Source organism: [Clostridium] celerecrescens 18A (assembly GCF_002797975.1).
Taxonomy (GTDB): domain Bacteria; phylum Bacillota; class Clostridia; order Lachnospirales; family Lachnospiraceae; genus Lacrimispora; species Lacrimispora celerecrescens.
Map to the genome: position 1 here is coordinate 1,330,101 of NZ_PGET01000001.1, position 22,405 is coordinate 1,352,505.

General features: G+C 38.6%; 29 protein-coding genes. 24 read left to right on the top strand and 5 right to left on the bottom strand.

The window, feature by feature from the left end; translation table 11 throughout:
• The first annotated feature begins 12 nt into the window (after nucleotides 1-12).
• From H171_RS06220 to H171_RS06235, 4 genes are all read left to right on the top strand, one after another.
• Complete coding sequence (locus H171_RS06220) at nucleotides 13-1,050, top strand: tyrosine-type recombinase/integrase (protein WP_242976880.1); 1,038 nt, start codon at nucleotides 13-15, stop codon at nucleotides 1,048-1,050.
• Complete coding sequence (locus H171_RS06225) at nucleotides 1,047-1,409, top strand: hypothetical protein (RefSeq protein ID WP_100304370.1); 363 nt, start codon at nucleotides 1,047-1,049, stop codon at nucleotides 1,407-1,409. Before H171_RS06220 ends, H171_RS06225 begins: the two co-directional genes overlap by 4 nt.
• A gap of 108 nt (nucleotides 1,410-1,517) precedes the next feature.
• Nucleotides 1,518-2,540 carry a DNA cytosine methyltransferase gene (locus H171_RS06230; protein ID WP_100304371.1) on the top strand — a complete coding sequence of 341 codons (1,023 nt, stop codon included), beginning with the start codon at nucleotides 1,518-1,520 and terminating at the stop codon, nucleotides 2,538-2,540.
• Between the two features lie 57 nt (nucleotides 2,541-2,597).
• On the top strand, nucleotides 2,598-3,353 hold the full coding sequence (locus tag H171_RS06235; protein WP_100304372.1) for a DNA adenine methylase: 756 nt from the start codon (nucleotides 2,598-2,600) through the stop codon (nucleotides 3,351-3,353).
• A gap of 1,074 nt (nucleotides 3,354-4,427) precedes the next feature.
• On the opposite strand, the gene H171_RS06245 is transcribed toward H171_RS06235, so the two are convergent.
• The 5 genes from H171_RS06245 to H171_RS06265 all read right to left on the bottom strand — a co-directional run bounded on the left by H171_RS06245 (nucleotide 4,428) and on the right by H171_RS06265 (nucleotide 6,549).
• The gene (locus tag H171_RS06245; RefSeq protein ID WP_100304374.1) at nucleotides 4,428-4,778 is read right to left on the bottom strand and encodes a hypothetical protein; all 351 of its coding nucleotides are present in this window, start codon (nucleotides 4,776-4,778) and stop codon (nucleotides 4,428-4,430) included.
• A gap of 107 nt (nucleotides 4,779-4,885) precedes the next feature.
• On the bottom strand, nucleotides 4,886-5,320 hold the full coding sequence (locus tag H171_RS06250) for a hypothetical protein (protein ID WP_100304375.1): 435 nt from the start codon (nucleotides 5,318-5,320) through the stop codon (nucleotides 4,886-4,888).
• Nucleotides 5,321-5,391: 71 nt separating this feature from the next.
• Complete coding sequence (locus H171_RS06255) at nucleotides 5,392-5,598, bottom strand: hypothetical protein (RefSeq protein ID WP_100304376.1); 207 nt, start codon at nucleotides 5,596-5,598, stop codon at nucleotides 5,392-5,394.
• A 293-nt stretch (nucleotides 5,599-5,891) separates the two neighbouring features.
• Nucleotides 5,892-6,227, bottom strand: coding sequence for a hypothetical protein (locus tag H171_RS06260; protein ID WP_100304377.1), 336 nt, complete (start codon nucleotides 6,225-6,227; stop codon nucleotides 5,892-5,894).
• Between the two features lie 40 nt (nucleotides 6,228-6,267).
• On the bottom strand, nucleotides 6,268-6,549 hold the full coding sequence (locus H171_RS06265; protein ID WP_100304378.1) for a hypothetical protein: 282 nt from the start codon (nucleotides 6,547-6,549) through the stop codon (nucleotides 6,268-6,270).
• A gap of 148 nt (nucleotides 6,550-6,697) precedes the next feature.
• On the opposite strand from H171_RS06265, the gene H171_RS06270 reads away from it, so the two are divergent.
• From H171_RS06270 to H171_RS06365, 20 genes are all read left to right on the top strand, one after another.
• Entirely contained in the window at nucleotides 6,698-6,946 is a 249-nt protein-coding gene (locus tag H171_RS06270; protein ID WP_100304379.1) for a helix-turn-helix domain-containing protein, read from the top strand.
• Between the two features lie 59 nt (nucleotides 6,947-7,005).
• Nucleotides 7,006-7,245 (top strand): type II toxin-antitoxin system RelE family toxin, encoded by a 240-nt coding sequence (locus H171_RS06275; RefSeq protein WP_100304380.1) that lies wholly within the window; start codon nucleotides 7,006-7,008, stop codon nucleotides 7,243-7,245.
• 11 nt (nucleotides 7,246-7,256) lie between these two features.
• The gene (locus H171_RS06280) at nucleotides 7,257-7,448 is read left to right on the top strand and encodes a hypothetical protein (RefSeq protein ID WP_100304381.1); all 192 of its coding nucleotides are present in this window, start codon (nucleotides 7,257-7,259) and stop codon (nucleotides 7,446-7,448) included.
• Between the two features lie 1,090 nt (nucleotides 7,449-8,538).
• Nucleotides 8,539-9,165, top strand: a complete 627-nt coding sequence (locus H171_RS06285; protein WP_100304382.1) for a hypothetical protein — start codon at nucleotides 8,539-8,541, stop codon at nucleotides 9,163-9,165.
• 448 nt (nucleotides 9,166-9,613) lie between these two features.
• Nucleotides 9,614-10,063 carry a hypothetical protein gene (locus H171_RS06290; protein WP_100304383.1) on the top strand — a complete coding sequence of 150 codons (450 nt, stop codon included), beginning with the start codon at nucleotides 9,614-9,616 and terminating at the stop codon, nucleotides 10,061-10,063.
• A 16-nt stretch (nucleotides 10,064-10,079) separates the two neighbouring features.
• Complete coding sequence (locus H171_RS06295) at nucleotides 10,080-10,274, top strand: hypothetical protein (RefSeq protein WP_100304384.1); 195 nt, start codon at nucleotides 10,080-10,082, stop codon at nucleotides 10,272-10,274.
• A 3-nt stretch (nucleotides 10,275-10,277) separates the two neighbouring features.
• Complete coding sequence (locus H171_RS06300) at nucleotides 10,278-10,583, top strand: hypothetical protein (protein WP_100304385.1); 306 nt, start codon at nucleotides 10,278-10,280, stop codon at nucleotides 10,581-10,583.
• 327 nt (nucleotides 10,584-10,910) lie between these two features.
• On the top strand, nucleotides 10,911-11,336 hold the full coding sequence (locus H171_RS06305) for a hypothetical protein (RefSeq protein ID WP_100304386.1): 426 nt from the start codon (nucleotides 10,911-10,913) through the stop codon (nucleotides 11,334-11,336).
• A gap of 106 nt (nucleotides 11,337-11,442) precedes the next feature.
• Nucleotides 11,443-11,772, top strand: coding sequence for a hypothetical protein (locus tag H171_RS06310; protein WP_100304387.1), 330 nt, complete (start codon nucleotides 11,443-11,445; stop codon nucleotides 11,770-11,772).
• Nucleotides 11,741-12,133 carry a hypothetical protein gene (locus tag H171_RS06315; RefSeq protein WP_100304388.1) on the top strand — a complete coding sequence of 131 codons (393 nt, stop codon included), beginning with the start codon at nucleotides 11,741-11,743 and terminating at the stop codon, nucleotides 12,131-12,133. Before H171_RS06310 ends, H171_RS06315 begins: the two co-directional genes overlap by 32 nt.
• A gap of 181 nt (nucleotides 12,134-12,314) precedes the next feature.
• Entirely contained in the window at nucleotides 12,315-12,620 is a 306-nt protein-coding gene (locus H171_RS06320) for a hypothetical protein (RefSeq protein WP_100304389.1), read from the top strand.
• Nucleotides 12,621-13,492: 872 nt separating this feature from the next.
• Nucleotides 13,493-14,500, top strand: coding sequence for a DUF4062 domain-containing protein (locus tag H171_RS06325; protein WP_100304390.1), 1,008 nt, complete (start codon nucleotides 13,493-13,495; stop codon nucleotides 14,498-14,500).
• Between the two features lie 61 nt (nucleotides 14,501-14,561).
• Nucleotides 14,562-14,771 (top strand): hypothetical protein, encoded by a 210-nt coding sequence (locus H171_RS06330; RefSeq protein WP_100304391.1) that lies wholly within the window; start codon nucleotides 14,562-14,564, stop codon nucleotides 14,769-14,771.
• On the top strand, nucleotides 14,761-15,003 hold the full coding sequence (locus H171_RS06335) for a hypothetical protein (protein ID WP_100304392.1): 243 nt from the start codon (nucleotides 14,761-14,763) through the stop codon (nucleotides 15,001-15,003). Before H171_RS06330 ends, H171_RS06335 begins: the two co-directional genes overlap by 11 nt.
• 129 nt (nucleotides 15,004-15,132) lie before the next feature.
• Entirely contained in the window at nucleotides 15,133-16,800 is a 1,668-nt protein-coding gene (locus H171_RS06340; protein WP_100304393.1) for a hypothetical protein, read from the top strand.
• Between the two features lie 12 nt (nucleotides 16,801-16,812).
• A complete protein-coding gene (locus tag H171_RS06345; RefSeq protein WP_242976882.1) occupies nucleotides 16,813-17,250 on the top strand; it encodes a sigma factor-like helix-turn-helix DNA-binding protein in 438 nt (145 codons plus the stop codon).
• Nucleotides 17,251-17,366: 116 nt separating this feature from the next.
• The gene (locus tag H171_RS06350; protein WP_100304395.1) at nucleotides 17,367-18,827 is read left to right on the top strand and encodes a P-loop ATPase, Sll1717 family; all 1,461 of its coding nucleotides are present in this window, start codon (nucleotides 17,367-17,369) and stop codon (nucleotides 18,825-18,827) included.
• Nucleotides 18,828-19,078: 251 nt separating this feature from the next.
• Nucleotides 19,079-19,477, top strand: coding sequence for a DUF6711 family protein (locus tag H171_RS06355; protein WP_100304396.1), 399 nt, complete (start codon nucleotides 19,079-19,081; stop codon nucleotides 19,475-19,477).
• Between the two features lie 13 nt (nucleotides 19,478-19,490).
• Nucleotides 19,491-21,482, top strand: a complete 1,992-nt coding sequence (locus tag H171_RS06360) for a hypothetical protein (protein WP_100304397.1) — start codon at nucleotides 19,491-19,493, stop codon at nucleotides 21,480-21,482.
• A 63-nt stretch (nucleotides 21,483-21,545) separates the two neighbouring features.
• Nucleotides 21,546-22,103: a hypothetical protein gene (locus H171_RS06365; protein WP_100304398.1), complete on the top strand. Its 558-nt coding sequence runs from the start codon at nucleotides 21,546-21,548 to the stop codon at nucleotides 22,101-22,103.
• Nucleotides 22,104-22,405 lie beyond the last annotated feature (302 nt).

Here is a 22,405-nt window from a genome sequence, read left to right on the forward strand (position 1 = left end):
AGATTACATATTGTGAATGGACAAACTGTTAAAGCACAGGTTATTAATAATATCATTGTTGCCATGGCAGGGCATGTGGCGAAAGAAGTTTTAGACATTCTTCATCAGGTGGTCATAAAGGAATTTGTTAATGTCAATATGGAGGAGATTACAACTCTTCCGGTAGAATATCAGAATGATATGGATCAAAAAAACAAATACATTATTCAGCTTTTCATTGTTAAGAAGAAAATCAAAGATAATACAAAGGAAGCTTACCTTGGTGCGGTAAAACGACTAATTACCCTGATTGATAAGCCATTGGATAAAATTGAGGAATCAGATATCAGTTTTTATCTTTCCTGGTATGAGAAGCGAAATGTTAATGTAGGCGGGAAAAAGAATCAAGCAGTGACAGTGAATAATGAAAGACGGTTCTTATCTGCTTTCTTCACTTGGATGCGGAAGGAAAAGTTAATAGGTGAAAACCCGGTGGAAGCTACTGATCCGCTGAAAACGGTTCGGAAACCGATTGATTATTTCAAGCCAGAAGAGATGGCGAAGATGAGAGATGCTTGTAAGAAACCAAGGGAGCGCGCCTTAATAGAAGTGCTACGGAGCACCGGTGCCAGAGTCGGAGAGCTGGTCGAAATTACTATTGATCAGATAGATTGGAGGACTGGAGATATTGTAATTCTGGGAGAGAAGAATGACAAGTATCAGCCCATCTTCTTAGATGACGAAGCTCGATATTATTACCGGCAGTATCTTGACTCCAGGAGTGATGATAGTCCGTTTATGTTTCCTCACTGTAGGGAACCTTATGAAAAGCTGTCAACTTCCGGTATCCGGAGCATCTTAAAAACCATTGGTAACCGGGCCAAATTGAAATGCCGGGTATACCCTCATAAAATGCGTAAGACACTGGGAATGAGTCTTAAAAATAAGGGTGTGGACATTGGTACTATTCAGGAGATTTTGAGGCATTCCAGTCCGTCGGTGACAGCTATTTATTATGCTCAGTCAACACCGGATACATTAAGAAACGTGAGGGAGAGATGTTCAGCATGATGAAAAAAACGGTCAAGGAACAATTAAAGAGTTTGGTAGCGCTTAATGCTGCAATCTCTGAGGCTGGAGAAGAAATACAAGCTATTCAAAAGGAAATTAATACATATGGGTATGATGAAAAATATTCCTCTGCTTTAAATGATCTGAAGCAGAAAACCATCTACCACCGATATCTAAAAGTAAAAAATTATATAAATTTATATGATAAAATAGAAGCTCTGGAAGACGAGCAGGAAAAACGCTTGTTGAGATACCGGTATTTACGAGGCTGGCGTTGGGAGGCTATTGCTGATAAAATGGGATATTCACTTAGGCAAACTTTTAATATACATAAGAAAGCTCTCCAAAACATTGAATAGTATTTGTGCATAGAAGTGCAGTTATAATTTATGATATGCTGACCTTAGAAATTAAAAGGAAAGGAGGCGAAGTTTTCCGGATAAAAGCTGCAGCGACTTCTTTCTACAATGAGTTTAACTTTTTTGGACTTTTTTGCGGGCATTGGAGGATTTCGTAGAGGTATGGAATTGGCAGGTCATAAATGTATTGGTTTCTGTGAATGGGATAAGTTCGCAGTCATGAGCTACACTTCAATGCATTTGATTACAGAAGATCAAAGGCAGCTCCTTCTTCAACTTCCAATAAAACATAGGCAAAAAGAAATTTTAAAGGAGGAATATCGGAATGGAGAATGGTATGCAAATGACATCAGAACAGTTAATGTCAGAGACCTGCCAAAAGCAGATGTATGGTGTTTTGGATTTCCCTGCCAAGACATATCTATCGCCGGGAAAAGACTCGGATTCGCTGGAAAGCGTTCAAGTCTGTTTTTCACAGTTACAGGACTTATTAAAGACCTTGAAGAAAAAGATAAACCCTCAATGTTATTTATTGAGAACGTTAAAAACTTACTTAGTGTTAATCGAGGACTTGACTTTGCCAAACTTCTCATTGAGTTGGATGAAATCGGCTACGATGTCGAATGGCAAGTTCTCAATACAAAAGACTTCGGAATTCCACAAAGCCGAGAAAGAGTGTTCATTATTGGATTTCTTAGAGGAAGAAGCAGAAGAGAAGTATTACCTGTCAGAGGATCAGGTTGCAAAAATAATTTTCCATTATTAAAGCCTAAGAAGTATGGGGACGGCATATTAATACGGGATGTAAATAAAAAAGGTTATTCTTTAGCCGAAGTGGGAGATAGTATAAGTCTTGCTTTTCTTAACAGTAAAACAAAGCGTGGCAGGGTAGGAAAGGGAAAGGTCCATACATTAACAACTGCATGTAATCAGGCAGTTGTATGTGAAAAGGATAGGACCCCAAAGATTCGAAAACTAACCCCTCGTGAATGTTTTCGCCTACAAGGTTGGACAGATTATTATTTCGATAAAGCAGCGATAGTTAATAGTGATAACCAACTGTACAAACAGGCTGGTAATGGAGTGACAGTGAAGGTAATACAGAACATAGCTACTAAATTTCATCATTAATAGTATTTCTAAAAATTGTTCTATTGAGATTCTCCAAAACAAGAGGAGGTTTTGTATATGAATAGTTTTATTAGCTGGATAGGTGGAAAAAAGTTATTAAGAAAGCAGATTTTAGAGCAGTTTCCGGATCAGACTTCCTATGGACGTTATATTGAAGTTTTTGGAGGAGCTGGTTGGGTATTATTTTCAAGAGATAAACATGCTCCGTTGGAAGTCTTCAACGATTTGAACGGAGAATTGATCAATTTATACCGGGTGGTAAAATATCACCCGGAACCGCTGCAGAAGGAATTGGAATGGCTGCTTATGTCCCGGGAACAGTTCTTTGATGAGTTGAACCGTAATATCAGAGGTATGACCGACATACAACGAGCCGCCCGGTTCTTCTGCCTGATCAGGGAGAGTTTTGGTACAGATTGTAAATCTTTTAGAGTAAGTCCGAGAGATATGCAGAAAGCAGTTGATTATCTAAAGGAAGTTTCTGGACGATTAAATCGAGTGGTAATTGAGAACCAGGACTTTGAACGGCTGATTAAAACGTATGATAGGCCAGACGCATTATTCTATCTGGACCCTCCATATTACGAAGCAGAGAAGTATTATCCGGACCGGTTCAATCCGGAGGATCATGAAAGGCTGTGTAAATGCCTGAGCAATTTAAAGGGAAGATTCGTTTTATCTTATAACGATTGCCAGCAGATACGTGATTTGTATGAGGGATATACAAGCATTGAAGTTGACAGAATGGACAATTTAGCGAACAAGGATAGGAGTAGGAGATACAAGGAGTTAATCATAAAGAATTTCGAATAAGGTAAATGATTTTGATCCCCCCGGGTATGCAGAAGTAAATCTGGTATTTTGAAAATGGAATTCGTAAAATTATTGCTGAAAATCCGAATCAGATTTGAGAGAGATTCCAACTTAGGAGGCCCAGGTGTTTGAAAAACAATCCCCCCGGGTGGGCGTATTGTAATCTAAGAAATCCGTTTTGAGATTGTGAAATTTTCTATTGAAAGTTCACCTTAAGGTTGTAAAGATTTCCGTTTGAAATCCGCTTCAGATAATTGCTTTATTTTTAAAGATTTCAGATTAACCCTGTAAGCGTTTACTGCATGACTTAATCCCAAGCCAAGGCTATATATTTCCACCGTAGACGGCATTAAAGCAACACATAGCCAACTAACCGCATTGAGAGGGGCAAGCCCATATAAAGGCTATTTGTTGCCATGATAGCATATGCCGGCAGAGACTTCAATGGAAAAATCAGAAAGCCGCCAGAACCACCAGAGCGGCGGCCCGCGTTGCGTAGCTCTATCTAACATAAGCTTGTACCTCCTCACTTTGATTTTTGCATACCTCAAGCCGCGCCCGTCCACGTCCTGCCCCGTGGCTTTGTAGGGCGTAGCCTGATCATATGCGGGGTGCTATCGTGCAACCGTTTAAACGCCGGATTACGTCACCGAGGCGGTGGGTGGTTAATGAGTTACCGGCTTGCGGCAGACTGTAAGCAGGTACATGTCTTTAGCAAGTGCTTTGCGGCCTGATTTCGGGTGGCCGGTCCGTTGCCCTGTCATTGTAATATGTCCAGGCTTGACACAGCGCAAGCACAATTATAACGGCATTGCTTGTCTTGAGCCGGGGGCGCTTCGTTGCCACCTGAAACTCTTTTTGTCCCGTTTGCTGCAGCTGGGCACGGCTTAAATGTAACAGCAACCCGATAATGGATTTTGGACGGATCCTGCGAACCGGTAAAGCACTTGCAAGGCCTTATACATGGGTGGAAGCCTTGAAAGGTTTTAATCCCATATATGGGAAGATTCCGCTTGTAGGTCGTAAGCCTGCCGCCGATCAGAGCCGGGAAGCGGAAAGGAAGTTTAACATTGTCTATGCTATATGGTCTAAATAATATTTTTCACATTCTTCAAAAGTGATTTCATGGCGAATACGCTTTAAAAACATATCAAGTGGCAGGGAATCAAGTACTGTCTCCATCTTAGCGGTGGAGTTTCTTTTTTGCCAATCTTCGATAAAATTTGCTCGCATTGTATCAGATTCATGTTCAATTCTTAAAAGGGCTTGTCCTGGTATGCTCTCTGGCTTAACATACCATGTAATATTGCCGCCGTTGGAAATGTGTGCTATATGTTTATTGTCTCCATTGACCTCCTTTGCGCTGTTCGCTACTGTCAGGCCATTTCCAAGGTATCCCATCCATAAAGTGAAATTACTCTTCAATTTGTTGCCTTTCTCTCCTTGTCCCTGGAGGTAGGGAAATAAAAGAACGGCGGCGGACTGAACCGCCCACGGCTAAACCGTAACCGCCTGAATTGGATTTACTGGAATCACTGAACCATGCTTTTAATAAAATCATCTATGCTGTGGATCGTGGTGAAATAATTTGCTGGGAAGTGCTGATCTACTAACTTTTTCAGTGCTGATATTGCGCCTTTCAAGGTCTTGTATGGTTTGTATAAAGTCCAATAGTCTTGATAATCATTTAATACCTCGGAAAAGTAAAAATCCTTTTGCATTATCACATATTGTCCGTCTTGGGATTTTACCATGTAACTATTCTTTATTTCCTCTTCTCTTTCTTTAAGCATAGTCCGATCGCTTTCCTCTTCAACAATTTCAACAGAATTGCATCTCTGGAGGTTGTCAGACACAACTCCGATGTTAAAGATCTCCCCTACATAGTAGGCGGTGGCTTCCTGAATGGTCCCGTTAAAGCGTGTTGTTATGCTGTCCCCGTTTTCATAATTTACTTTTACTGTCATGATGTTATCCTCCTAAAACTTGATAATCCGGCGGTTGCTTTGACGCTACGGCTTGACCGCCGCCGGCTTAATTAGATAATCGCAATTCGCCTGTCTCCGTTGTCAAGTACTTTCTGAAGCTTGTCAGACGTGCTGGTTAAGTTCTCCGCTTTGAGATTTAAGAGCTCCTTTTCAAAGGCGCTTGCTTCAGGTGACGCTGCAGCATTTGCATTGATTGCCGCATTTCTATCAAGCTCTCCAATGATCCATGCAATTTCCGTTGTAGTTAATTTAATCATTTTGTTACCTCCATTTTGGCAATTTTCCTCCACTCTGCATTTACCAGGGCTTGTGACCTGCGGAACTTGTCCGGCTGCATTAGAGGGGCGGCGGTGGCCGCCTAATAAGCGAATTTAGAATTAAAGATGATTGACATGTAATGAGATTTTGAAACTCTTACCAGACGAAAGTTCAGGCAACCCACTTGCTGACCTATATAGTAGTGATTGCATTTTGAGATTTTGCAGATCCAGATTTTATTTTGATTCCAGTTGTCTACCCTGTGTTCTGTTTTCATGTGGAGCTCCTTTCCTTAAGCGAATATGAAATTGTAAATCTGACATTTCATGGTAGCTGGCATTAAAAAGGCGTAACTGGTGTGAACTCTCCATCGACAAACTGCACGAGTAGCAATGTAGAGTCGTTTCCGTTGCTCACTATCAAGTTGTAAGACCTCCATAATCGCCTGAACTGCGCTTTGTGCTCTATCGTGTGACTGATTGGCATATGACAGGTGCTCCTTGCGTATTTTCAAACCATCAAAATTTCCGTTGTAAAGTGTCTTCCCAGAATAGCAATAATCGTTGTAACTGCTGTTTTCTTCCTCGACTAAATCAATCAGTCTTTCAATGTCAATATTCATTTTCATAATTTCTACCGCCTTTATATTTGTTTTGTAATTGTTTTATTTATTTCCATTTGATACCATTGCTTGAATATTCCAATGTGTGCAATTCTCCACTTACGAGAAAAGTGATTTCGGAGAGATTTCTATCTATCTTGTAAATGCCGCCTGTTTTCGTTCTGTCGCACCAATTGCAGTATGGAATGCCATTGACTAATACTTTGTTAATTCTCTGTGTTTCTTCCATATCTAAGATATTTATAAGTTCCTGAATGTCAGTTAACTTTACATTCTCCTTCAGTTCAATAAATGTTGTAACTCTCTCGTGACCTTTGATTTTTTTCATGTTGTTCGTTCCTCCTTATGTGTCAATAATATCACTAAAAATAGTGAAAGTCAATACATAAATCACTAATAATAGAGAATTATTTTTTGTTGACATTCTACCTAGATTTGATATAGTGTAAATAGAATACTATATTGAGGTGATGCCAATGCTGGAATATAAGATAGATGTAATTCAAAAACTGAAAGAAGTCGGTATTAATACCACAAAAGCTAAAGAAAGTGGTGTTTTTGGTCAGGCCACAATGAAGAAATTTAAAGATAAAGATACAAGTATCTCACTCGACAACCTTAATCGTCTTTGTTGCATTCTGGAAATGCAACCAAGAGACATTATAAAATACGTAGAAACGGAAGAAGATAAAGAAAAAATAATCTCTAAAATCAGGGATAAATAAGTTGACTATTCACTAATATATGTGATAAAATAAGGTATCGAACGAAAGGAGATACCGGAATGCAGATAGAGTACAGTAGGCCGGCCGTAAAGTACATTAATTCACAAGATAAGCCGACAAAGAAACGATTAAAAGAAGCTATTGAAAAAATACCCCAGGGCGATATAAAGAAACTCAAAGGATTAGAAAATGAATATCGCTTAAGGGTTGGTGATTTAAGGGTTTTGTTTACCATTGAAGGAAACATGATAATTATCTATGATATCTTACCCAGAGGGCAGGCATATAAGAGAATATAGGAGGTGCCAGAATGAGCAGAGAAGCATTAAAGAATCTCATTGAATTAGTACCGGAACAGGATATAGAAACCCTTTTCCGTGTGATTGTAAAATTTGTTCCTGGGGATATAGCAGATCAGGACGAGATAGAAGCAATAGTTGCGGCGAAAAGAGATATTGAAGAAAATGGGACAGTTTCACATAAAGACATTAACTGGGATTGATTTAAGGGCCGGCGGTTGCTGGCTCTTTTTTGTGTTCCATGTACGGAGATAAAGAAAAGCCCTGCATTATCTGCAGGGCTGGACCTCTCCGGCAACCGATTGGGGCAGCCTGCCGGTGGCTGTTATAATACAAATAGCACAAAGAAAAATTCCTGTCAAGGGTTGATTTCAAAATTCTTTTGTGCTAATCTGAAAAAGCCGAGGGGGCTCTACAAGAAATACTCAAGGGCATATCTTCCGGACATTGAGAATTTATCATGATGATTTTATCAGGCAGGCCAAAGAGTTGAAAACACTTTGAAGCCTGCTTTTTGTATGCGAAAATCCGTATATTTTGGCCCAATATATTATAAAATACATATAGACATAAATGTTTATTTATTATATACTCTTAGGCTTTCTGTATCCCCTGAGGTATGTAACTGTATGGGATATATATAGATAAAATAAAGGTTATTGACAGATATTTTATATTGTGGTATTATCTGGAAAACGATATAAATAAAGCGTGCATGTGCTAGCCTGGTTGGCCTTGACCATATGCAATGTCCCCGTAATAGGCGGGAAAGAACCAATGACTTTGAGTCCTTGTGTTGTACGGTATTCACTCCGTATGGCGCGAGGACTTTTTTATTTGGTCCATAAATCGATTTAAAAAGTGCAGGCAAGAAAACCTCCACGGAACATAGCGGAAACGCTTTAAAGGGTATTAACGAACGTAAAAACGGCATTTAATTCCATGGGTTATAGAACAAATATAACTTTGTTAAAGAAATTAGGATTGCGAAGTGATCAGATGCAGGGAATTAGTGATAAATGCAACCGGGATAGTTGCAGGCTCTGTAAGGATGAAAAATGTACGGATCAGGAGCAGCGGAACGAATGTCTAGATCTGTTGAGCCAAATCATACCAAGTCCAGGTGATCTGGTAGCATTTGCCCTGTCAGATTAGGATTCCAAAGTTATGTTATATTAGCTTCTGGGGCTTCAAGAGTATTTACCCAGGCATTAAATATATAAAGCTCTTATATGTGTCTGTATGATGATTATATGATACCTGTATAAGAGACAGAAAGGAGATATGTAAGTTATGGCTAAGACAGATGATTATACAGTAGATGGCTTTGATATAGAGCTTAATACAGATGATAGAGATACAGATGATAGAGATTATATTAATAATATTACAGCTATCATTATGGAGATATCTAATGAGTTTATAAAGAGACATAGTAATATTAATCTATGTTCTTCTCAGGGATTATCTGAGTTATTAAAAGATATAGGACGTAAGTATAAAGCAGATATTAATAATATAAAAGAATTAGATATACTATGGGATATCTATACAGTTATCTGTTGTACTTGCAGGATTAAGCCTACATTACTTAGATTCGGTATGATGATAAGTGTAAACAAAGATACGTTTAATAGCTGGTTAAAAGGGGAATATGATGGTCGGGTCGCTTCTGGTCACTCCGTAACGGCACAAAAATGGAAATCAGAATGCGAATCAAGCTTGTATGATGAGGTAATCCAGACCGGCAACATCGGCTGCATGTTCGCCCTAAAAGCCAACTATGGGTACCGTGATAACGTCCAGATCATAGCTTACGATGACAAGGCAGGGAAGCCTGAATATAGCCGGGCAGAGATAGAAGAGCGTGCCAAGACGGTGAACCTGCTGCCTGAATCAACTGACGAACTACCAGATTAACACTTCAAATATTCTGACAACATCTAAAACCTTCCACACAAAAGATAAAATTCAATAGCATCCATGCAATGTGCACAGTGTTTCTAGGCGATTTTGTGCAGTATTCATGCCCAACAATACGTTAAACAGTTATTTAACGAATAGTTGAAAGGGCAATAGCAAAGAAAAAGACCTAACTTGTGCAATGTGCTTTAAAACATGAAAATAATTTGTGCAATAATACAAGTGATATGGACAAGCAGAGATTTGCAAGAGATAAGAGGGGCCGGAGGGGGTCTATGGAGAAGCAGTTTAGGGGCCAGTTAGCCGTCCAAGTTCCGATAAAAAACAAAAAGGCTTTCACCCACTTAAAGCAAAGTGTTTCGGAGATTTGAGAAAAGGAAATATATTCGCCTGATTCTCAAAAATTTTAAAAAATATAAAAAGGCTTTTCCAGGAGGATATATAAATGTTCAATTGTAAATTACTGTTTGCCAAAAGATATAGAGGAACTTTCATGTTTGCCTTTGTAAATTTCAAGACCCAGGAATGCTATGAATGGTTTTTTCAATTCTCGTTAAAGGATCCATGGTGGATTCCTAAATATGATTCGTATTACCTGAATGATGGTAAGTGGCCGTTAGCCGGCTGGTTGTTTTTCTATTTTGGCAGACACACTAGAGGGGCAGTAATCCCATGTGAGCAAAGTGAAATCAGTGAGGGCAAAAAGCCATTGGTTGATAAAGCCGGGAATCTGTATGTGATTTATAACCTGCCTGAAGAAGAACTGGCCAGGAAATTCCGGCGGACAATTCTCCGATATAACTGTGAAGTTGGGATTGAGAAAGATGGCGATAACGTGACAATAATTAATACAGTCCGGTCCAAAAGATGGATTTCAATTTTTCTCAAAAAATAAAAAGGCGTTATTTGCTGTGAAGAAAAAGTTATATATGGCGGTTGAAACAGATAAATATGAGTTGCCGCTTTATGTGGCTGATACATCAAGGGAACTGGCCGACTGGTCCGGCTTCAGCATTAACTACGTGCTAAGTGCTATATCGCATGATTATGCTGGAAAGAAATCCGGAATGAAGTTTCTGCGGATTGAATTTGATCAGGAAGAATGATGCTTGGCTTTAAATAGCAATTTAACAAAGTATAACTTAGGGTATCACGCACGCAAAGTAATTGATGTTAGCACAATATTAAATAATGTTGCTGATTTAATGGAGGCTGGTTATTATGGTGGCGATCTGGTGTTACAAGGGTATGCGCCTCCTGACACCTACAATAGTAATTCCTGGGGACTTATACGGTGGGTAGCTGGATCTTCTGGTATAGCTTATTTGCAATTTGTACAAGATCGCAGTGCTGCCATTATTACCAGGTCTATTAGTAGGACGGGTAATACGGATACAGGCTGGATATTACATTAAAATGATCATTTAATCCAGTAGCACGAATCGAACATAGTAACCAGCATAAATTGCGGCACTTGATTTAATTACGTTAACCTGTAAGGTATTGCAGTCTATCCTCGTTATTCCGTCCATGGTCCGCAGATCTGACCATGTGCCAGTAGATAACTGTATTTGTGCGGCCAATAGGTATGTATTACCAGATGAACTTCCACTGATGTTAAATAGTTGGTTGGTAGACGTATCATTAAATACCCCGGCGGCAGTGCGGATGCGACTTGTGTCAAATTTGTTGTTCAGATTATTACTTACTCCCGCTAAATTGCTATTTAAGGAGATCCATAAATGAAAGATTATAAGATTTTTATAAACATAACAAAAGAGGTTTTAGATTCCGTGAAACCAGGTGATTTAGTAAAAGTCAACGATTGGAAAAAACCGTTGAAGGTAATTGCTGTCTCTGATAATTATTTTGTGATGGCAAGGAAATTGTTTGGAGAATGGGAGTATTCGGTTTGTGAAAAGAAACCTTGGGGTGGAATAAGATATAACGCAATGATTGGCGGCAAATTTCATATTGGTACAGATGGTTGGGTATTTGGTTCTCCGACATGGATTGATTTTGATTGCGAGGGATATGACTTTGATAATTTGGAAGCGTCCCAAGCTTACATAAACTCATTTGAGTTATCAGAGGATAACAGGGATCATTCTTTTATTTCTCCACGCAATGCCGTGCCGATAGCCAGTATTTATATTAAGTCAAACTAAACCACGGGTTCCGGCGTGCATGGGAAGCCGGATTAAATGCGGTCAATCAGGTGGTGGCATCTGGGCGTAAAGCAGCCCGTAACTGAATTTGTGGAGGTAAGTAGAAATGAAAAATTCTAAGGTCATAGCAGCCGATGAAGAAATAATGAAAACTGCTTCAGATACTTTTTTCAGACAGTTAGTTGAGTGGATGAACAGTGAAAGTATTGAAAACACTGATAGTCTCCAAGATGCTGCTGAGATTGTCCGGAAAGAATTTCTACAGAAAGGTGACTGGTACAATGCTCTGGTAGATTCCATTGCCCAGTATTTGAGAACCATTCCAGCCAATAAAGGGTTATACAACGTTGCAGAGGAGCTTGCTGATCGTATTATCGGAATAGAAAATTTGGAAGGAGATATCCATGGACAAGAAAGAATTGGCAAGGCTCATTGATGGCCGGGAATATGGCTATGAACCATTCCGGGACGTTCGGCAGGCAGCGAAAGAATCTGGTCTGGTTATCGTCAGTGGTGCGTCTGATGACTTGATGGAAATTGACGGCGCTATTTATGATGAGCAGGGTTGTTTTGAAGGTGGCGTGATATATTTTGACCGTCAAGGTGCATTTGGTAGTGATGGTTATGCTACAAATAAGATTGTAGCCCTCTGGTGCGATAGGTCCGCATTAGACGAAAACGGAAAAGTTATTACCTGGACGTATAAAACGGATATTCCCCATGAAACTTTTATGATTTATGAGGACGTGGCGCCTTACTGCCGGGGTATAGTATTTAATTTGGCAGATGTGAAATAGAGGTGAGGGATTTGGTATTTCTGAAATGGATTATTACGGTTTGGCATATATCTATGGCACTATTTATTTGCTCGACTTCTAGAGGGTTGACTTGGGAAAGGAATAAAGCTGCCGTTATTGGGTTTAGTATTATGGCTATTATGTATGTTCTGGCATTGGTGCCGATTTGGAGGTGATAGATATGATGTGTTTCACAGAGCAGCAGAAACAGGAAATTGTACATACAGGAATGCTTGTTGTTGAGTTCAAGAGGTCAGTTGTTAAGGCCAGCGAAGCCGTGAAAGAGGTATTTGAGTTTGTGAAGGATGTATTGCTGCAGCTGGCAGATAGAACCACTAAAAGGCTACAGGTAATTCATCGGGGATATCAGAAATTACCTCTAAAAGAAAAATATAAAGCGGTCCGCAGGCTAGACAAGTGCGGATTCACTGAAAAAGAAATTAACCTGATGGTAGGGGGAACATACCACTGCCGGAATAATTGTTAGGGAGGAGTTAGAAGATGAAAAACGTAATTGCTATTGTGGTAGCTGGTATTAGCTTTTTATTGTGATTCTACGTTGGTGGCTGGCTCCTGTTTATACAGCCGATTATATCTGCCGGTCATGCTTTTGACGCCGGTACATTAACTGCAACGATTATTGGCTTGACCATTATCAAGTGTATGCTTGCAGCTGCTGTGGGTTCAATTATCATTTGGCTTGGATGTACAATAGCTGGGTTCATTCAGCTGATTGGAGGGCGTAAGAGAAAGTGATTTTTACATATTTCGGAATTGTCCTGTTCTTTATCACTGAATGGGCGCAATTCAAAAAGGAACGGCCGACATCAGCTTTCAAGGGCCATGCGTTGTCCTTTGAGGCTGACAGGTCGAGGCACCCAGTATAGCTGGTGCTAAGCGAAAGATGTGTAACTATAAAATATCTTTGAAATTTTAAATCACTAAGTGCCAAACTTAAAAATTCTTTCGCAGGCCAATGGCAACGAAGCAATGATGGTAAGTTGCTGAAAAGTCCATCAGAGTGATCAAAATGTACTAACTCCCCATAGCTGAATGCTTGTCAGGGGCCGTCACTGGCCCGTGGGGATTTGCCCGGAAACGGGCATTGACGTTTTACTATCCTTTCACCTCATAGCTGTTTGCTGTTAAGGCGGAGCAAATCCGCCGTGAGGTTTTGGAACAGTAAGTCCATGCAGTATGCGTATTGATTCCCATTTTGGAGTGGTCGGTACGCAGCTGGCAGACGTGTCACCTGCAAGGCAGTTCCTAAGTGAAGTCAAGGCATTTTGCACATTGGAAATTGAATATTGCTGGTTGGTGAGTTATAATATATTCAACACGAATGATTAGGGGGTTTTTATGGACAAGCGATATCAGATATTTATAAGTTCAACATTTACTGATTTGAAAGATGAAAGAAAGGCGATTATTGAAGGACTTTTAAATGCAAAGTACATACCTTCAGGCATGGAGATGTTTGCAGCTTCTAATGATGAACAATTTAAGTATATAAAGAAAATCATAGATACTTGTGATTATTACGTACTGATTGTAGGGGCAAGATATGGTTCGATTAATCCTTCCACAGGTAAAAGTTTTACTGAGCAAGAATATGATTATGCTGTTGAAAAGGGCATTCCTGTATTAGCTTTTCTTCATGATGATCCATACAATCTTCCAGCTGAAAAACGAGAAGATGAAAAACGAGAATTATTAGACAAATTTAGAGCTAAAGTATCTAGTGGTCGCTTATGTAAGATGTGGCATACATCGTCAGAACTGATATCGTCAGTAATTATTAGTCTGGGTGAGGAGGTTGCCGACAACCCGCAAATTGGGTGGACGAGAGGTAATGTTGAAGATAGTACTATACTATTGTCTCAACTTAATACTCTTAGGCTGGAGAAAGAGAAAGTTGATAAATCGTTTAAAGAACTAAGAATAAAATATGATGAATTGACAAGAGATAGGGAAGATTTAGCTTCCGGAAGTGAACATTATGTTATTCTAGGAACAGAAACGATTTACGAATCAGGTGCATACGGAAACCGGAGGAGTAGATCAATATCAAGAAGTAAATCCTTGTCATGGGATGAAATATTTTCAGCTGTTGGGCCACACTTATTAGCTCCAAAGACCTTACATGGTTTTAAGTCTGATTTAATGTCATCTATAAACGCTGCATATGATGCTGGGTTTTCGTTTTTGAATGATGACTGTGTTCAAACAATTAAGATACAGTTATATGCCCTGGGGCTTATTACTGTTTATCAAGCAAAGCAAACTAGTGGGAGCGTTGTAGAGGGCATTGTTATAACTGAAAAGGGAAAGAAATATTTGACGGAATTAAAAACAATAAAAAAGTAGAAATTCACCAACCATCAATATTCGGTGGTTGGTTTTTTATTGCGAAAATGAGGAGGTTGGAATGAATATGGAAAAGAGTCAACCAGTTGTAATATATCGTTGCCGCCAGTGTGGAATTGAATTTGAAAGAGAAGGGATCCATACCGGAAATTGCAGAGTAAATGGTGTTGATGTTCCGGTTGGGCCAGTTAATGTATATCACTGTTGTGGTGATGGCATATTTGGCCTGGGCGATTTGATCGGAGGATATGAGGTGAAAAATGAGCATTAGCAGAGTAATTGAATCAATAGAGCGTGATGCATTCAGCCGCTCCATGAATCTTCCGGAAAATGGATTTGACGGACAGGCGGATGTAAAAGTGTTCCCAGATGGTAGTCGTTGGGCAACGTGCCCATGGTGTGATAAGAAAGCGATAAAAATACTACCAGAAACTAAAATTCATATGATGCCATATAAATGTAAGAATAGTAAATGCGAAAAAGAGTTTATAATTAATCTCTAATGAAATTATTGACAGAACGCATCTATTTATGATAGTCTGAAAGAAGAAAAAGTATAAAGTCTGATTTAAACCAGAGCCTAGTGAGCCTTCGGACCTTTGTTAATAAACAGAGGAAGGAGGCTCTTTTTAATGGATTTTCATGAACACAAAGAAATAATCAAAAAGTTAAAGCGGCAGATTGAAACGCCGCCTTCTTACGACATTCTGAACATTCTGTTATCAGAACTCCAATATACAATGCAAGATAATCCGGATTTGCCAGTTGAGGACCGGGACTTTATCATGGCCTATTCCGGGTTTATCAAGAAATGGGCGGTTACAAGGTTTGTCCAGACCATGGAAATTCGCTGGGACGATTTGTACTGGAAAACATTGCATTTTGAAGCTCCTTTTTTGTTTGAATCTTATCTGATTTACCTGGAGAAGAACCGGGAAGCAAAAGACCGCTTTTATTTACCGAAACGCAAGCAGCTGAATAAGCATGGCTTGATTCAGGCAATGCAGGATCTGGAAGATGATAGGTTAGATATCTTAAGTATATCTATGCCGCCAGGGACGCAGAAGACAACCTTGGAGAAGTTCTTTGCATCGTGGGTAATAGGAAAGCATCCTGATGATTTTAGTTTGTTTTATTCTCACAGTGGGGATATTACGAGAATGTTCTATGACGGCATATATGATATCACTACAAATTCAGATGAATACACTTGGAGCGAGATATTCCCAGATGTGAAACTTGAAAGCACAAATGCCAAGACAGAGACAATTAATTTTAATAAATATAAGCCTTTCCCCAATATTCAGTGTACCTCCATTGGTTCAAAAAATGCCGGTAAGGTTAGGTGTAACCGGTACTTGTATTGTGATGATCTTATTGGCGGCATTGAAGAGGCTCTGAATAAGATCAGATTAGACAAACTCTGGTCTTTGTATAGTGTTGATGGTAAACAGAGAAAGATGGACGGCTGTAAAGAAATTCATATTGCTACAAGATGGTCCGTCCATGATGTGATTGGAAGAATAAAGAATTTATATCACAATAGTGACCGGGTGAGATTCATTAAAGTTCCCGATATCGATCCGATTACTGAAGAATCAAACTTTGACTATGAATATAATGGTTTTTCAGTTGCTTTCTTCAATGATCAGGCACTGGCCATGGATGATATTTCTTATAAGTGTCTATATAAAAGCCAGCCAATTGAACGTGAAGGCTTGCTATATCATGAAGATGAATTAAGGCGATACTTTAAACTTCCAGAAAGAGAGCCTGATGCTCTTCTTGGTATTTGTGATACGAAGGACAAGGGGGCAGATTATATGTTCCTACCTTGCGTGGCCCAGTATGGAAGCGATTATTACTGCTTAGATTGCGTTTGTGATGATAATTCCGACTATGGTGTTCAGTATGAAAGGTGTTCTCAGATAATAGTGAATAATAAGCTGCAGCAGTGCCAGTTTGAAAGCAATAATGGCGGTAGCCGTGTTGGGTACGAAGTAAATAAACTGGTAGAGCAGAAAAACGGCCGTTGCAATATTACCACTAAATTCACTGATAGCAACAAGGAAACGAAGATTATCGTAAATGCGGACTGGGTGAAAAAGCATGTTTTGTTTAAAGATTCTTCACTCTATAAAGCCAAAAGCGATTATGGTATAATGATGAGTTTTCTGCTTAGCTATTCTGTAAAAGGCAAAAATCCGCATGATGATGTACCTGATGGTTGGGCGCAGTTTGCATTGTTCACACAGAATATGGGTGGCGCTAAAGTCACAGCTTTTCGAAGACCGTGTTAAGGAGGATTGATTATGAAATTGACGAGGGAATATTTAGCGACTTATACATATCTAGAATCCGAAATTAAGCGTCTCAGGCGCAGGATAAAATACTATGAGAGTAATCCGTTGACTTCTGAATATGGGATTGTGAAAGGATCCCTGCAGCAATTTCCATATACGGAATGCCATTTCGTAGTTTCAGGGGCAAATGTGAAATCAAATGAGGAAAGAGAAAAGGCGGTACGTCAGCTCCTAATTGATTTGAAAGGCAATGAACAACTTTTTGAAGATATGAAACTGGAGATAGAGTGTTTTCTTGAAAAGCTGGGACCGGAACAGCTGGAGATGAAGCAAATTCTGTATTTTCGATATGTTGAACGATGGTCTTATGATGAGATTGCAAGAGAATTAAATTACGATAGAACTACTGTTCAAAAGAAAATTGATAGGTTATTAGACTTAATGTAATATTATAATTGCATACACATAGTTACCTGAAATGTATTCTATGTATTTTAATATTATTGGTATTTTATTTATTGGTAATTTGTGATAAAATTAAGCATTATGGGGGGTGCGAACTAATGAAATTAATGGATTATGAATTTGGTTTCGCTGATGCGACAAAGGAGTATATAAGGAAACCAGAAATATTTGAAAATGCTTTTTGTGATACAAGAAACATCGTAGAAAAATTGATTGATGGATATGAATTTTTATTGATTGGAAGGAAAGGAGTTGGGAAGTCTGCGTATAGTAGCAAGATTCAATCAATAGCTAAACTTTCCAATACTGAATTAATAGCAAAATTAATGAATTTAAATGACTTTGAATTTAGCACATTCGCGAAGACGGGAATTGACAACGATGTTTCAGGAACCCAAAAATATAAGAGTTCATGGGATTTTATATTATTGTTTGCAATATATAAAGTATTATTTAATGATTTACAAATGACAGAATCTAGTGCCATAAATGATGTAGTGTTTATGCTTGATCAAGCTGGATTCTCTTTGGATAATGAATATAAAACTGATATAGTTCGATTAACAAAAATAAAAATGGGTGTTGGAGTAGTTAATTTTGATGCGGAATTCGAAAAGAAATATAACTCATCTCCAAGTAATTATTTAGAAAGAATTTCAGTTATAACAGAAAAAATGCTGTATGGAATTTCAGATGCATACTTAAATGAAAGAAAAGTTGTAATTATTATAGATGGCTTAGATGATGTTTTAAGATATAAAAAAAATAAAGCTGAAATAATATCTAGCCTGATTAGAAGTGTAGACTTTTTAAATGACAAGTGTGCTCAATTTCATAAAAAAATAAAAATAGTATTACTTATTAGAGAAGATATTATTGCCATGTTAAATGATCCTGATCTAAATAAAATAATACAAGATGGTGCTATTATTTTAAATTGGAGCAATCGATTAGAGGAATTAAAGAAAATTGTAGACTTACGATTTCAATTATCAGGTATGTCAGAATCGAATGCTCTGAAGTGTTGGGATAAGATTTTTCCTCCAAAGATTAGGGGCAAAAGCACATGGTTACATGTCCTAGATCATACACTATATAAACCAAGAGATATTTTGCAATTTCTAAAATATTGCCAAATGGAATATCCAAATAATGAAACATTATCACTTTCGGATACACAAAATTCTCTCAAGGTATATTCAAATAAATATTTTATCGAGGAAATGAAAAATGAATTGTCGGGATTTATTGATGAAGAATTGATATATCTAATACCTACTGTATTTAGAAGATTGGGCGGAAGAGCATTTGATTTAAAAGAGATAGTACGTTTATTTGACGAACAATGCAATAAATGTGTTACCGAAGATTCAATTAAAACTTTGTTGCTATATTTATTTGATGCTGGTTACATTGGACAGCTTGTATCAAATGGAAATAAGAATGGGACAAAGAGATCAGTGATTTTCAAATATCGTAATCCAACGGCAAGAATTGACTATTATCAAAAATTTATAACACATCAAGGTTTGCATAGTGGTTTAGGTGTAAGATTGTAAAAAGGGATTCCCCGGACATGCCGGACGGGAATCCCTAAAAGTAGCTACTCTTTCATAGTATATCTTGAATATATATGATTTATTCAAAGATTGCAAGTCCTTTTTTTAAAAAGTGATATTTTTTGATTTAGAATTGGTGAAACATTCCCACAATTCCCATTTCTAATATGATAAAATGATATCGTGGTATATAATAAAAAGAAAGCGTTGTCGCAGAGATGACGCTTTTTGTTATGTCTGGAGGTGGGAATTTGACGTTTGAAGGCTGGCTGCTTAAGATAAACGAAAAAGTGTTTCCAAATGAATTGATAGCTCTGGAATCATATAAGTGCACGCCGGACCAGATAATGGACCTGGATCCCTACCGAGATGGAAGTGGAGAACTACATCGAAACGTATTACCGCATACAGCTACGTCCATCGAATTTTCCACCACACATCTACGATTGAGAGATGCTGACAAGTTGAACGGGTTTGTTCCTCATGGCGTCCGTGTTAAATGTGAAATTGAATATTGGAATCCCAATACGTCCTCGTATAAAGCGGGGGCGTTTTATATTTCCGATATTCCGTATGAGATTGTAAATGTTGATGAGAAAAGAAAGGATATACTCTACAAACCGATTAAGATAACTTTAACCGAATATTAAGGAGGTCGGTTCTTTGCTGAATATTCCAGAAGAAATTAAAGCCTTGTACCGAGCAGATAATTTAAGTACTGCCACACAAAGGCATCTGAAGCTTCGGTTCTATGATGGGAAGATTAATCTCCCGGAAGATGTTCTTTTTCATAAAGAATCATTACCGGTTGACCAGGAGCCAATATATGTTATTGATAATAGCCAGATAATATCCGAATCCCTTACGATAGAAGAAAATTTATGTGCAAGCCCGGACTTGAAATTTGGAGAATGTAATTCAACACAGTTTGATATAGTGGTGGCTGATGTACTACTAGATCTGACCGGGAAAGAATTTATACTTACGGTTGAGGTTGGTGGCTATGAAATGGCTATGGGGGTTTACAAAGTAGATAGCTTTGTTCGGGAACAAGCTGATAGGCGGCGTAAGAAAATTGTTGCCTATGATCGAATGTTGAAATTTGACGTTGACGTGGCGGAATGGTATCAAGGTCTGTCCTTTCCCATGACCTTGAAACAGTTCCGGGATTCACTGTGCGCGTATGTCGGCGTTACTCAGATCTCCGTGATATTGCCTCTTGACGATATGCAGATTACAAAAACCATTGATCCGGAGCAGTTGGATGGCCGTAAGGTTTTAATTGCCATCTGTGAAATAAATGGTTGCTTCGGAAACTTTGATAAGATCGGCCGGCTTACATATAAATTTCTGGGTTTTTCAGGTTTGTTTCCGTCAGAGACTTTATATCCGTCTGATGATTTGTTTCCATCAGAAATGACCAACGCAGAAAATTTGTCACGGTACAAACAGTCTGAAACCTATTATGAGGATTTTGTAACAAGACCATTTAACAAAGTGCAGATTCGGCAGGAGGAAGGTGATGTAGGGGTTTCTTACGGGTCGGGAAAAAACTGCTATATTATTCAGGGGAATTATTTGGTTTATGGTAAGTCAGCAGAAGAACTTCCATCAATTGCGGCAACGGTATATGAGCAGATATCCAGGAGGATATATAAACCAAGTCATATTGTAGGCCCGGCACTGCCATGGGTGGAGGTTGGCGATGGCATTATTTGCTATACCACCGATGATGTTATTGAAACTTACTGTCTTAAGCGTACTATGAAAGGTATTCAGGGCATGATGGATACCTATGAATCTCAAGGAAGTAGTGAGCGGGAACAGAGTTTCGGACTTGGTGACCAAATTATTCAACTTGAGGGTAAGGCGGCTGTTATTAAAAAGTCTGTGGAAGAAGTATCCGTAAGGGTAACTGACCTGAAAGCAGAAACCGAAGCAAAGTTCGCTATTACCGCTGAACAGATCCTTGCAGAAGTCACCAGGGCAAAGCAGGCAGAGGCTTCTTTGAGCATCAGGGCGGATCAGATTGCTTTATCCGTGACAAACCTTACCAATGATACTAATTCACGGTTTATGCAGACAGCCGAACAGATCGCCCTTAAGGTGAGCAAAGGGCAGGTATCTTCACAACTTTCAGTAGAGAGTGATAAGGTTACGATATCCAGCAACCGGCTCATTGTAAACAGTACAAATTTTCAACTTGATGGCAATGGAAACGCCACATTTAGCGGAAAGGTTCAAGGTGCGCAGGTTGTAGGTTCTTCAATAAGCGGTGGTTCAATCAATATAGGTGGCGGTACTTTCTGGGTGGATTCCGGAGGAAATGCAGCTATTAACGCAGGACAAATAAATCTTGGAAGTGTAAATATAAATCCTAATTATTCTGATCTGGGGGCGTTTAGGGTTACTAGTCAAAGGTATGGAGCAATCTATAGTGCGAACGGTGAAATAGAACTCGTGACAAGTCAAAATGACGGAACCGGTCCGGCATTAATATTGAAAAGAGGTGGAAATGTATCAACCAGGGTTGGATATGGAAGTATAGTAACTGGAGATATTTGGTTAACTAATCGAAGTGATTTTTGGGGAGGTTGGACAATAACTGATGAAATAATATTATTACATAATAGGGTTTTTGGAACGAGTTATTAAAATTTGAAGAGAGGTTGAAATTAAAAGAAAAACTGGATATAATAAGGTTAAGGAGGGGTTAAAATGAAAAATATCATTAGGCTACCACTAATAACAATATTATTAATAACAATATTTTCTTTTAATGCATTCGCCATGAATAATGAATACATTGCACCTGAACGGCAAACACCATTAAACGAAAAAAGGAATGAAGATCGTTCACTTGATTTTAGATGGACCTGGATAAGTGATGATTCATGTGTTCGATTTAGAACAAATGAAAACGTAAATAAAGCTAGAATTGATAAAATGTATGAATTAGGAGCATTGCCACAGTGGGCAGAAGACGGAAAAGATGGTTATGGAGTTGTTAAAAAACGATATACCTATTCTGGAAAGTGGGTACAAGCTGCAGATGGTATCTGGTCTTTTTTGTTTGATGATTACACAATTCCAGTAGGTGTAACACTAATTGATGGCGTACTGTATGCATTTAACACCTATGGAGAACTGAAAGCTGATTATGAGTACTATGATGGTTTAAAAACTAAGGCAGACGGCTTGGTAAAAGCGGACAGTGCAGAATTTACCCAATGGCTCACAACTCAGTATCTTCCAGAATGTACAAGCCACGAATAAGAGGTTGCAAGCAAGGAGCAGTAGATTTTCCCCTGCTCCTTTCCTATGTCAAGAAATGAACAGTGGTTTTTAGAGTGAGAGGATTATAATTTGATTAAGTCCTCGCCTATTCATTATTTGCCATAAATTTAGGGAGATTGATTGAACTGGTTATGAAATCAGAAGGAGCATGTTAATTGCTACGGTCCTAAAACCTGTTTTTCAACAGACCAGATACAGGATTGTTTTATTAAGGTTCCTATTTACGAACAGTTAACTATGTTCAGTGAAATCATTACAAGATATTAAGGAGGACATACATA

Coding starts and splice junctions, on each gene's coding strand:
- H171_RS06350 (WP_100304395.1), top strand. CDS start 17,367: ATGAAATTAATGGATTATGAATTTGGTTTCGCTGATGCGACAAAGGAG.
- H171_RS06315 (WP_100304388.1), top strand. CDS start 11,741: ATGGACAAGAAAGAATTGGCAAGGCTCATTGATGGCCGGGAATATGGC.
- H171_RS06275 (WP_100304380.1), top strand. CDS start 7,006: ATGCAGATAGAGTACAGTAGGCCGGCCGTAAAGTACATTAATTCACAA.
- H171_RS06290 (WP_100304383.1), top strand. CDS start 9,614: ATGTTCAATTGTAAATTACTGTTTGCCAAAAGATATAGAGGAACTTTC.
- H171_RS06250 (WP_100304375.1), bottom strand. CDS start 5,320: ATGACAGTAAAAGTAAATTATGAAAACGGGGACAGCATAACAACACGC.
- H171_RS06330 (WP_100304391.1), top strand. CDS start 14,562: ATGAATATGGAAAAGAGTCAACCAGTTGTAATATATCGTTGCCGCCAG.
- H171_RS06235 (WP_100304372.1), top strand. CDS start 2,598: ATGAATAGTTTTATTAGCTGGATAGGTGGAAAAAAGTTATTAAGAAAG.
- H171_RS06320 (WP_100304389.1), top strand. CDS start 12,315: ATGATGTGTTTCACAGAGCAGCAGAAACAGGAAATTGTACATACAGGA.
- H171_RS06260 (WP_100304377.1), bottom strand. CDS start 6,227: ATGAAAATGAATATTGACATTGAAAGACTGATTGATTTAGTCGAGGAA.
- H171_RS06255 (WP_100304376.1), bottom strand. CDS start 5,598: ATGATTAAATTAACTACAACGGAAATTGCATGGATCATTGGAGAGCTT.
- H171_RS06265 (WP_100304378.1), bottom strand. CDS start 6,549: ATGAAAAAAATCAAAGGTCACGAGAGAGTTACAACATTTATTGAACTG.
- H171_RS06225 (WP_100304370.1), top strand. CDS start 1,047: ATGATGAAAAAAACGGTCAAGGAACAATTAAAGAGTTTGGTAGCGCTT.
- H171_RS06335 (WP_100304392.1), top strand. CDS start 14,761: ATGAGCATTAGCAGAGTAATTGAATCAATAGAGCGTGATGCATTCAGC.
- H171_RS06345 (WP_242976882.1), top strand. CDS start 16,813: ATGAAATTGACGAGGGAATATTTAGCGACTTATACATATCTAGAATCC.
- H171_RS06310 (WP_100304387.1), top strand. CDS start 11,443: ATGAAAAATTCTAAGGTCATAGCAGCCGATGAAGAAATAATGAAAACT.
- H171_RS06270 (WP_100304379.1), top strand. CDS start 6,698: ATGCTGGAATATAAGATAGATGTAATTCAAAAACTGAAAGAAGTCGGT.
- H171_RS06230 (WP_100304371.1), top strand. CDS start 1,518: ATGAGTTTAACTTTTTTGGACTTTTTTGCGGGCATTGGAGGATTTCGT.
- H171_RS06285 (WP_100304382.1), top strand. CDS start 8,539: ATGGCTAAGACAGATGATTATACAGTAGATGGCTTTGATATAGAGCTT.
- H171_RS06325 (WP_100304390.1), top strand. CDS start 13,493: ATGGACAAGCGATATCAGATATTTATAAGTTCAACATTTACTGATTTG.
- H171_RS06305 (WP_100304386.1), top strand. CDS start 10,911: ATGAAAGATTATAAGATTTTTATAAACATAACAAAAGAGGTTTTAGAT.
- H171_RS06365 (WP_100304398.1), top strand. CDS start 21,546: ATGAAAAATATCATTAGGCTACCACTAATAACAATATTATTAATAACA.
- H171_RS06280 (WP_100304381.1), top strand. CDS start 7,257: ATGAGCAGAGAAGCATTAAAGAATCTCATTGAATTAGTACCGGAACAG.
- H171_RS06340 (WP_100304393.1), top strand. CDS start 15,133: ATGGATTTTCATGAACACAAAGAAATAATCAAAAAGTTAAAGCGGCAG.